The sequence below is a fragment of the Bradyrhizobium sp. NBAIM03 genome (assembly GCF_020194055.1).
Classification (GTDB): Bacteria; Pseudomonadota; Alphaproteobacteria; order Rhizobiales; family Xanthobacteraceae; genus Bradyrhizobium; species Bradyrhizobium yuanmingense.
In genome coordinates, this window is the sequence record NZ_JADYVS010000056.1 from 1 (window position 1) to 10,058 (window position 10,058).

Annotated in this window: 12 protein-coding genes; 7 read left to right on the plus strand and 5 right to left on the minus strand. The window is 66.2% G+C overall.

The window, feature by feature from the left end; translation table 11 throughout:
* A partial coding sequence (locus I6F21_RS36880; RefSeq protein WP_225184303.1) for a PAS-domain containing protein occupies positions 1-725 on the plus strand: 725 nt, incomplete at its 5' end.
* An 86-nt stretch (positions 726-811) separates the two neighbouring features.
* Positions 812-1,267 (plus strand): GNAT family N-acetyltransferase, encoded by a 456-nt coding sequence (locus I6F21_RS36885; protein WP_109145980.1) that lies wholly within the window; start codon positions 812-814, stop codon positions 1,265-1,267.
* Between the two features lie 179 nt (positions 1,268-1,446).
* Here the strand turns inward: I6F21_RS36885 and I6F21_RS36890 are convergent, their stop codons facing one another.
* Complete coding sequence (locus tag I6F21_RS36890; RefSeq protein WP_036030903.1) at positions 1,447-1,770, minus strand: antibiotic biosynthesis monooxygenase; 324 nt, start codon at positions 1,768-1,770, stop codon at positions 1,447-1,449.
* Positions 1,771-2,040: 270 nt separating this feature from the next.
* Positions 2,041-3,099: a DUF1800 family protein gene (locus I6F21_RS36895; protein WP_225142227.1), complete on the minus strand. Its 1,059-nt coding sequence runs from the start codon at positions 3,097-3,099 to the stop codon at positions 2,041-2,043.
* Positions 3,100-3,217: 118 nt separating this feature from the next.
* Here I6F21_RS36895 and I6F21_RS36900 point away from each other — a divergent pair, with 118 nt between their 5' ends.
* Positions 3,218-3,433: a cysteine-rich CWC family protein gene (locus I6F21_RS36900; protein ID WP_225142229.1), complete on the plus strand. Its 216-nt coding sequence runs from the start codon at positions 3,218-3,220 to the stop codon at positions 3,431-3,433.
* A 63-nt stretch (positions 3,434-3,496) separates the two neighbouring features.
* On the opposite strand, the gene I6F21_RS36905 is transcribed toward I6F21_RS36900, so the two are convergent.
* The 3 genes from I6F21_RS36905 to I6F21_RS36915 form a co-directional block, all read right to left on the minus strand.
* Positions 3,497-4,195 (minus strand): glutathione S-transferase family protein, encoded by a 699-nt coding sequence (locus I6F21_RS36905; protein ID WP_225142231.1) that lies wholly within the window; start codon positions 4,193-4,195, stop codon positions 3,497-3,499.
* A 115-nt stretch (positions 4,196-4,310) separates the two neighbouring features.
* The gene (locus I6F21_RS36910) at positions 4,311-4,541 is read right to left on the minus strand and encodes a hypothetical protein (protein WP_225142233.1); all 231 of its coding nucleotides are present in this window, start codon (positions 4,539-4,541) and stop codon (positions 4,311-4,313) included.
* Positions 4,538-5,317 (minus strand): sulfite exporter TauE/SafE family protein, encoded by a 780-nt coding sequence (locus I6F21_RS36915; RefSeq protein WP_225142235.1) that lies wholly within the window; start codon positions 5,315-5,317, stop codon positions 4,538-4,540. The genes I6F21_RS36910 and I6F21_RS36915 overlap by 4 nt, the downstream gene beginning before the upstream one ends.
* A gap of 199 nt (positions 5,318-5,516) precedes the next feature.
* Between I6F21_RS36915 and I6F21_RS36920 the strand changes: the two genes are divergently transcribed.
* The 4 genes from I6F21_RS36920 to uvrB all read left to right on the plus strand — a co-directional run.
* Complete coding sequence (locus I6F21_RS36920) at positions 5,517-6,431, plus strand: LysR substrate-binding domain-containing protein (protein ID WP_225126816.1); 915 nt, start codon at positions 5,517-5,519, stop codon at positions 6,429-6,431.
* Between the two features lie 100 nt (positions 6,432-6,531).
* On the plus strand, positions 6,532-6,756 hold the full coding sequence (locus tag I6F21_RS36925; RefSeq protein WP_036040082.1) for a hypothetical protein: 225 nt from the start codon (positions 6,532-6,534) through the stop codon (positions 6,754-6,756).
* Between the two features lie 52 nt (positions 6,757-6,808).
* Positions 6,809-7,036, plus strand: a complete 228-nt coding sequence (locus tag I6F21_RS36930) for a hypothetical protein (protein WP_109145304.1) — start codon at positions 6,809-6,811, stop codon at positions 7,034-7,036.
* Positions 7,037-7,129: 93 nt separating this feature from the next.
* On the plus strand, positions 7,130-10,058 hold a 2,929-nt coding region (gene uvrB / locus I6F21_RS36935; protein WP_225184304.1), incomplete at its 3' end, for an excinuclease ABC subunit UvrB.

Sequence of the window (10,058 nt, forward strand, 5' to 3'; positions counted from 1 at the left end):
CCCCCTCGCCCGCCCCGCTGTTCGTCGCCATCGTGGCTCTCGCCGGCGCGCTCGCAGGTCTCGCCTCCGCCGTGACGACCGCGATTGTCGCGGTGATCGGCGCGGCGCTGTTCTTCCTCAACCGCCACGGCGTCTCCGGCCATGGCGCCGCCGATCTGGCGCCGCTCGGCCTCCTGGCCGTCACCGTTTTCGGAACCGCCGGCATCACCGGGCTGATGCGCGAGCGGCTGCTCGGCAGTTTCGCGGCCGAGCGCCGCAGCCACGCCATTGCCGCGCGGCTGTCGGCCGCGCTCGACAAGGTCGATATCGGCATCGTGCTGCTCGATGCCGAGACCCGGGCCGAATTCATCAACCGCGCGTTCCGCGACTATTTTGCGGTGCCGGACGAGGTCGCCGAGGCGAAGCCACCCTTCATCGCGCTGATGTATCACGGCCGCGACACCGGCGCGTTCGCGCTGCCCGAGGACGAGCTCGGCACTTTCATCGCGCAGCGCATGGAGATGGTGCGGGTCGGCGATGCCACGCCGATCAACGTCGCGCTGCGCAACGGCGAGGTGCTGCGCTTCGTCTGCACCGCACTGCCGGACGGCGGGCGGATGCTGAGCTACACGCCCGTGACCGACCTCGTGCGCCACACCGATGCGCCGGCGCGCGCCGACTACTACCGCTCGCTGCGCGATCCGACCGGCCGCAAGCTGATCCAGTACTTGCGCGTTGCGGAGTGAGGCGAGTGTGCGATTGATCGGCAGCAGGATCATCACGTATGAAGGGCATCCCTTCATCGCGCACCTCCGAGATCGCGGAAATTCACATGTCGCTCATCATTCGCGCCGTCACCAGGCAGGATTACGATCAATGGCTGCCGCTGTGGGACGGCTACAACGCCTTTTACGGCCGCTCCGGTCCGACCGCGCTCGCGCCCGAGATCACTGGGATGACGTGGCAGCGCTTCTTCGATGCTTATGAGCCGATGCATGCGCTGGTCGCCGAGGACAACGGCCGCCTGCTCGGGCTGACGCATTATCTGTTCCATCGCAGCACCACCGCGATCGAGCCGTCCTGCTATTTGCAGGACCTGTTCACATCAGAGGCCGCGCGCGGCAAGGGCGTCGGCTCGGCGCTGATCCATGGCGTCTACGAGCGGGCGAAGCTGGCGGGATCGCCGCGCGTCTACTGGCAGACGCACGAGACCAATCTCACGGCGCAGCGCCTGTACGACAAGGTCGCGGAGCGCTCCGGCTTCATCGTCTATCGCAAGATCTTCTGAGGCGTGCCGGGAGCCTGTGGATAACTCCAACCTGTCACCCGCGCGTAACACAGCAAGGCTAGGCTGCCCCTGCGTCTGGTCAGGCCCCCCGTCACCGATCATGCGCCCCAAGCGGTCCCCGTCAGTCGCCGCGTCTGACAGGGGCCGCATTTTTTTGCTGGCAGCGTTACTTGGCAGCGTTACTTGGCGCCGCGCCCCACGGTCTGCATCACCTCGAAACCTTCGAACTGGGGATGGCCGAGATAAAGCGGCTTGTTGTCGCCGGCCTTATGATGCGCGGCGCGAAACGCTTCCGACTTGGTCCAGGCCTCAAACGCCGCATAATTCGCCCACACAGTGTGCGAGGCGTACAGCGTGTGGTCCTCGGCTTCCGGCCCGCGCAGCAGGTGAAACTCGATGAAGCCAGGCACCTTGTCGAGATGGGTGTCGCGCGTGAGCCAGACCTGCTCGAAGGCAGCCTCGGAGCCCTTGGCGACGCGGAAGCGATTCATGGCGATGTACATGGGGTGGTGTCTCCTGTGGGCGCGATCGTCAGGATGCGGTGCTCTCTCGCTCCCTCTCCCCGTTCTTACGGGGAGAGGGTGGGGTGAGGGGCTGCCTCCGCGAGTTCGGTCTCGATTGTAGGCGATGTGCGCGATGCACGCACGGTCAATGTGGGAATCGGATGGACTCCCCTCTCGGGAATAGTGTGCCTTGCCCCTCACCCGAATTGCTCAGGCGCACGCGCCTGAGCAATCCGACCTCTCCCCGCAGAAGGGCGGGGAGAGGTTAAGTCAGACCACAAGCCCCTTCATCGGCATTGCGCTTGCGCTGTCGGGGAACACCGTCTCGGCCAGCGTGCGATCGGACAGGCCGAACTGATCTTGCAGCACGCCTTTGATCACCGAGCGCAGATCCGTGGTCGGCTTGAGGTCACGGCCCTCATACAGGTTCGCGAGCCTGAGGCCGGGCCAGTCCGCGATCACCCGGCCGCCTTGCACCGCGCCGCCGGCAAGCAAGGCGATCGTGCCGGTGCCGTGATCGGTCCCCTCGGTGCCGTTGATGCGCGCGGTGCGGCCGAACTCGGTGGCGACCACCACGACGGTGTCGCGCCAGCGATCCCTTAATCCGCTTTCGAATTCGGCGAGCGCGCCGTCGAGGCCGCCGAGCAGGAAGGCGAGACGCCCCACAGGGCCCCCTTCATTGGCCCTCAGCATGTCGGCGAAGCGCCCGAGCACGTGCGGCCTGATCGCCTCGCGCTCGAACGCCCCGGCCCAGATCCGCGCCAGCTCGCCCTTGCTGGCGGAGATGCAGAAATGATTGGACCAGAACGCGACGAGGCGCTCGGTGAAGCCGCACTCGGCGAGCGTGGCGCGCTGCAGCCGCGCCAGTGCCTCGGCGCGAAAGGTTTTCTGGATGACATTGAGCGGCTGCGGCGCTGGCTTGGCAGCAGGCGGCGCGGCGTTCGGCTGCATGGCCTCGGGCCGAACGGTGTTCTCGGCGGGCTTTGCATCGGCCATTTGGCCGGTGATCTCTGCCGCTGCATTCAGCGAGAGATTGCGGCGCAAGGGCGCGTTCTGATCGGCGGGCGGCGTCTCGGCGGGCGGAGCAGCCTTCGCCGCCTCACGCGCCTGCTTGACCTGGTTCTGATAGGCGAACACGGCCTGCCCGAGCTGCGGCGTCGATTGCAGGCCCGGCGCTTCCAGCAGCACGCCATTGGGACGCGAAAGCTCGGCCTTCACGAAGCCGCGCGGATCGGAGCTTGCGTTGACGAGATCGCCCGATGCACCGCCGCGGGCGCCAAAGCCGAAGCGGTTGAGCGCGACGAGAGCGGCTTGCGAATCGCGGGCCATCGATGATCTGTCCTTCGCGCGCTGCGAGATGCTTTCCTTTCGACGCGGTCGGCGCGTAATATACTGCAGCGGCAGATGAGCCCGCCATGAAAATGACGGCGAAGCTTCGACGTAAAACATGACAAATCCGAAAGAAATCCCGTCAGCGCCGGCACTTGCGCGCCGTCTCACCTGTTCCCGTTGCGGCAGCGAATTCGGCTGCGATCTCTCAGGCAATTGCTGGTGCGCGGAGGAGACGGCAAAACTGCCGATGCCGCTCGAGGGCGACGACTGCCTGTGCCGGGAGTGCTTGCGGAAAGCGGCGGCGCGTAGCCCGGATGGAGCGCAAGCGTAATCCGGGAATCGTTCCGCTAGCACCGGCCCCGGATTTCGCTGCGCTCCATCCGGGCTACGAAGTTTACACCTCATGTCCCGGCGACTTCCGCGCCATGCGGTCGAACGCATCCAGCAGCCTCTCGCGCCAGGCATAGACTGGATCATCCGCTTCGAGCAGCTTGAACGGGCTGACCACGCGCGCCCATTGGAATCCGCCGAACACGATGTAGTCGGCGTAGTTCGGTGCCTGCCCGCCGAGAAAAGGCTGCGTCTTGAACGTCTGCCGCATGATCTCGAGCGATTTGCGGAACGCGACGACGCCCGCATCGCGGCCCGCCATGATCTCCTCGAGCGTCTTGCCGCCGAAGCGCGCCTCGCGCGACTTGCGGAAATAGGCGGCATCGACCTCATTCAGATTGTTCGGGATGTCGGCGATGATGAGCGGAAAGATGCCGCCGACGATGGCGATGTCGCCCCACGCATTGATCATGCGCGCCATCGCGCGGCCGCCCTCGCCGCCGAACAGCGACGGGCGATCCGGAAAAGTGTCCTCGAGATAGTTCGCAATAGTCCAGGAATCGACGATCGGCTTGTCATGATGCAACAGCACCGGGACCTTCTCCGAGCCGTGCGGCGCGATCGCGCTCTTCTCGGTGAAGCGCCAGGGCAGCGATTCCGCCGCAAGGCCCTTGTGCGCGAGCGCCATCCGGGTGCGCCAGCAATACGGGCTGAAGGGGCGCGCGGGATCGGTGCCGACGAGTTCGTAGAGTTTGAGCGACATTGAGCAGTGCTCCGTCATTGCGAGCGCAGCGAAGCAATCCGGGCTGCTTCCGCGAAAGACATTCTGGATTGCTTCGCTGGCGCTCGCAATGACGATGTGGAGAGAGGTGTGCGCGTCACCGCCCGTTCGCGCGCAACAGCCTCTCGCCGCCTTCCGTCACCGCGATCACCAGCCCGAGACCGGCAATCGTCTCGCGCGCGACGTAGCCGCGCTCGGCGGCGTCCTCCCAGATGGTGAGGCGCGGGCACGAGGTCTTCCAGGTCGCGATCACCTCGGCGTAGGCGCGTGGCTCGCGCGCCACCCATTCGACGAAGTCCAGCACCAGCGGATCGGCGACTTCGCTCATTGCAAACCTCCCTTATCGAAGGCGGCCAGAACCGGCGCACGCAGCAACAGCCAGCCGCCGTGGACGATGTAGTAGCAGGCGATGGTGGTGATCAGCATGTTCGACCAGGCGATGAACTGCTGGTCGGTCATGGCTTCGAGGATGCGCCGCGCCAGCGTGGTGCCGAGCATCGAGGCTGCGATCGCGACGACGGCGAGCACGGGATCGAGGCCCGCGGCCTGATCGATGATGCCGCCGAAATAGATCAGCTTGGTGAAATGGCTGACGACCTGGCACATCGCTTTCGTCGCCACCTTCTCGCGCCGGCCGAAATCGCCGCCGAGGAAGAAGGTGTCGAGCAGCGGGCCGGAGACACCGGTCATCAGCATCAGGCCCATGCAGATCGTGCCGTAGACCGTGCCCTGCCAGAGGCTATCAGGATCCGGCTTGATGTTCGCCGGCAGGAGCCGCGCCATGAACGGGGTGATGCCGAGCAAGAGCAGCGCCGTCGGCTTGTCCGGCACGTAGCGGGTCAGCGACCACGCCGCGAGTGCCACGGCCGCGCCGACCATATAGTTCGCAACCGGCCGCCAGCGGATATGCGCCCGCCACAGGAACGCGCGCCAGCCGTTCGAGGCCATCTGCGTGATCGCATGCAGCACCATCGCGGTCGGCAGCGGCATCAGCGCCAAGAGCACGCCGATCAGGATCAGCCCGCCCGCCATGCCGAACAGCCCCGACAGGAATGCCGTGGCCACCATCAGCAATCCGAGGGCAGCGATCATGATGGGCGTCACGAGGGAGTTCTCCGGTGGTACCTCAACGTAAGGGACGAACGCTGCATCACTCCCTCCCCCCGCAAGCGGGGAGAGGCGAAGATCGCGGTCGCCGCCTGAAACACAACTTGGAATTACTCTCATTCTTGTGCCTCGCTTGCGCCTCTTCCGCAAACTGAGTTATCTTGCCCTGGCATCAGCTTTCCTGAGGGTGGGTCATTTGCGGCGGCTGCTGTTTCTCAACGGCATCAAGGCGTTCGAGGCGGCGGCGCGGACCGGCAGCTTTGCTGCGGCCGGGCTGGAGCTGAGCGTATCGGCGGCCGCCGTCAGCCGCATGGTGCACCTGCTCGAAGAGCGGCTCGGCGTCGCCTTGTTCGAGCGCAAGGCCAACAGGCTAGTGCTGACGCAGGCCGGCCGCGCCTATCAGAGCGGGCTGACCCCGATCTTCGATGCGCTGGCGAGCCTCACGGCGCAGGTGACGGCGCCGGCGAGCGTGCGCGTGCTCACCATCGGCGTCGGCCACACCTTTGCGATGCGCTGGCTGATCCCGCGCCTGTCGGAGTTTCGCAGCGAGGAGCCCGACATCGAGGTGCGCTTCACCACCGGCGGCGCCACGGTGCCGTTCGGCGAGGACTGGAATTGCGGCATCAAGCTCGGCACCGGCGACTGGCCCGGCCTCGTCGCCGAGCCGCTGTTCGCCGGCGACCTCACCCCGGTCTGCGTGCCGCGCCTTGCCGGCGGATTGAAGCGCCCGGCCGACCTGAAGGGACCGAGCCTGATCCGCGTCGCGCACTCACCCGAGGACTGGCCGATCTGGTTGAAAGCGGCGGGCACAGCGAGGATCAACGCGCGCGGGCCCGAGTTCCAGTTCTACGGCCAGGCGCTGCAGGCCGCGGCCGACGGGCTCGGCATCGCGATGGGCATCCGCCCCTATATCGACGACGATCTCGCGGCCGGCCGGCTGGTGGCGCCGTTCGACCTCTCGGTGCCCAAGGGCATGCGCTGGTACCTGCTCTATCGCAGCTTCCAGACCGAGCAGCGCGACTTTGCCGCCTTCCGCCGCTGGATCATGCGGGCGGCATCGGAACCCGCCGCCCGGCCGCGCCGGATCGGCCGTGCTGCAGCGCGGAACTGAAGGCGGGCAAAAAAGCCGCCCGCTTGTGAACGGCTTCACATCCCAAAATCCGCAGACGTGGTCTCGTGACCCTCCGAAAAGAAACGTGGGACCTACACTCATGACGACCCTCTACGACGGCTTTGACATCGAATCCTTCGAAGCTGGCAAGGGGCTGTGGCACGCGCGGATCCGCCGTGCCGATCTCAGCCCGGTGGCCATCGACGGCGTGCTGTTTCCGGCCATGGAAGTCGGGTTCGCCTGGCCCGATCGCGATGCCGCGATTGCCGATGCCAAGCACCACATCGATCGTTTCCGGCTGCGGGCCGGCGACGCCGACGAATAGGCGGTCCGCAGGCGGATCAGAGACAGGGCGGCGGAAAAAGGGGGAACCGGTCATGTCCATCATCGAAACCGATGCAGCGCGGCCGCGGATCTACGCCCGCGCAGTGCTGTCCAACTGCCCGGAATGCGACAGCGATCTCACGGTGCTCCGTGTGATCGGCGGCCGCGCCGGATGCGAGTACTGGACCATGCGCTGCACCGATTGCGGCGGCATTCATCTCGACATCCTCGAGCCGAATGTCGCGGCCGGAGACGACGAGGGGCCGCTGCCGGCGGCGTGAACCGCAGGGCTGCTGCCAACCTGCTGTCAGCAGCCTGCACGGCCACGGGCATTCACCCTTTATTGCGGGGCGGACTCGTCCCATATTCGCCTCATGGCGAAGAAACCTGCATCCTCCGAAAAATCCGGCAAATCTCCCAAATCCAAAGCTCATCGCCCCGACGTGCAGCCGATCGGGCCGGCGCTGGCCGAACTGCTCAATCCCGCGATCAATCGCGGCGATGCGGGCCTGGGATCGGGCACCGGCCTGCAGCCGCCGCCGGACAATTCGCGCGACCGCCGCGCCGGGGGCGAGGCCGCCGCGCATCGCGCGCGGGCTTCGACGCCGAAGGAGTTTCCGCAAGATGCGGCGCGGCCGATGCCGCTGCGGCCCAATCCGCAGCCGCCGGGCGCCCGTCAGTCCAGTGAGCTGGCCGGACTGGAGGATGCGCCGCAAGCCAATTACGGAACTGCGGCCACGATTCCGACGCTCGATCCGGAACTGGCGCGGCAGCTCGGATTGCCCACCGAGGAGGACGATGCCGAGGCGCTGGCGCGTCCGCCGCGGTCCAAGATGGAGGCGCTCGGCGTCAAGGCCACCGCGGATGCGCTGGAATCGCTGATCCGCGAGGGCCGGCCGGAGTTCCGCAAGGGCGACGGCTCCATGAAGGTGTGGACGCCACACCGGCCGCCGCGCCCGGAGAAGTCCGAAGGCGGTGTCCGGTTCGAGATCAAGTCGGCCTACGAGCCCAAGGGCGATCAGCCGACCGCGATCGCCGAGCTGGTCGAGGGCATCAATCGCAACGACCGTTCGCAGGTGCTGCTCGGCGTCACCGGCTCCGGCAAGACCTACACCATGGCCAAGGTGATCGAGGCGACGCAGCGCCCGGCCCTGATCCTGGCGCCGAACAAGACGCTGGCCGCCCAGCTCTATGGCGAGTTCAAGAACTTTTTTCCGGACAACGCGGTCGAGTATTTCGTCAGCTATTACGACTACTACCAGCCGGAAGCGTATGTGCCCCGCACGGACACGTACATCGAAAAGGATTCCTCGATCAACGAGCAGATCGACCGCATGCGACACTCGGCGACGCGCGCGCTGCTCGAGCGCGACGACGTCATCATCGTGGCGTCGGTGTCCTGCATCTACGGTATCGGCTCGGTCGAGACCTACACCGCGATGACCTTCGCGCTGAAGAAGGGCGAGCGCATCGACCAGCGCCAGCTGATCGCCGACCTCGTCGCGCTGCAGTACAAGCGCACCCAGGCCGATTTTACCCGCGGTACCTTCCGTGTCCGCGGCGACGTCATCGACATCTTCCCGGCGCACTATGAAGACCGCGCCTGGCGCGTGAACCTGTTCGGGGACACCATCGAGAGCATCGAGGAGTTCGATCCGCTCACCGGCCACAAGCAGGACGAGCTCGAATTCATCAAGATGTACGCCAATTCGCACTATGTGACGCCGCGGCCGACCTTGGTGCAGGCGATCAAGTCGATCAAGTCGGAGTTGAAGCAGCGGCTCGACCAGCTCCACAACCAGGGCCGCCTGCTGGAAGCGCAGCGGCTGGAGCAGCGCACCACTTTCGACCTCGAGATGATGGAAGCCACGGGCAGCTGCGCCGGCATCGAAAACTATTCGCGCTACCTCACCGGGCGTCGCCCCGGCGAGCCGCCGCCGACGCTGTTCGAATACGTGCCCGACAACGCGCTGATCTTCGCCGACGAGAGCCACGTCACTATCCCGCAGATCGGCGCCATGTTCCGCGGCGACTTCCGGCGCAAGGCGACGCTGGCCGAATACGGCTTCCGCCTGCCCTCCTGCATGGACAACCGCCCGCTCCGCTTCGAGGAATGGGACATGATGCGGCCGCAGACCGTCGCGGTGTCGGCAACCCCGGGCAGCTGGGAGCTGAACGAGAGCGGCGGCGTGTTCGTCGAGCAGGTCATTCGTCCCACCGGACTGATTGATCCTCCCGTCGATATTCGCCCCGCGCGCACGCAGGTCGACGACCTCGTCGGCGAAGTGCGAGCCACTGCGCAAGCGGGCTATCGCTCACTGATCACGGTCCTCACAAAGCGCATGGCGGAGGACCTCACCGAATATCTGCACGAGCAGGGCATCCGCGTCCGCTACATGCACTCGGATATCGACACGATCGAGCGCATCGAGATCATCCGCGATTTGCGTCTCGGTGCCTTCGACGCGCTGGTCGGCATCAACCTCTTGCGCGAAGGTCTCGACATCCCCGAATGCGCCCTGGTCGCCATTCTCGACGCCGACAAGGAAGGTTTTCTGCGCAGCGAGACTTCGCTGATCCAGACCATCGGCCGTGCCGCGCGCAACGTCGACGGCAAGGTGATCCTCTATGCCGACCAGATGACGGGGTCGATGGAGCGCGCCATCGCCGAGACCAACCGCCGCCGCGAGAAGCAGGTCGAGTACAACAATGCCAACGGCATCACGCCGGAGAGCGTGAAGAAGCAGATCGGCGACATCCTCAACTCGGTCTACGAGCGCGACCACGTGCTGGTCGAGGTCGGCGGCCACGACATGACCGACGACGTCATCTCGATCGGCCACAATTTCGAGGCCGTGCTGGCCGATCTCGAAACGAGGATGCGCGAGGCCGCCGCCGATCTGAACTTCGAGGAAGCCGCCCGCCTGCGCGACGAGGTCAAGCGCCTGCGCGCGACCGAGCTCGCCGTGGTCGACGACCCCACCGCCAAGCAGCGCACCGTCGCGACCAAGGCGGGCGCCTATGCAGGAGCGAAGAAATACGGCGATGCCGCCAACCTCCCGGTCAGCGCCATGAAGAACAAGAGTGCCGCAACCGCGCTCAAGGCCGGCGGGGCTAAGGGCTCCCGCGTGCACAAGCCGCATCTCGACGAGATGCACGGCCCGGAGTCGTTGCCCTATCGCGAGAGCCGCGCGCTGCCGTCAAAGCCGTTCGGCAGCACCAGCAGGATCATCCAGCCGACGGATTCGCGGCAGTCGGGACCGGAGTTCGGGCCCGCGCCGAAGTCGACGGGCGGGGCACCGG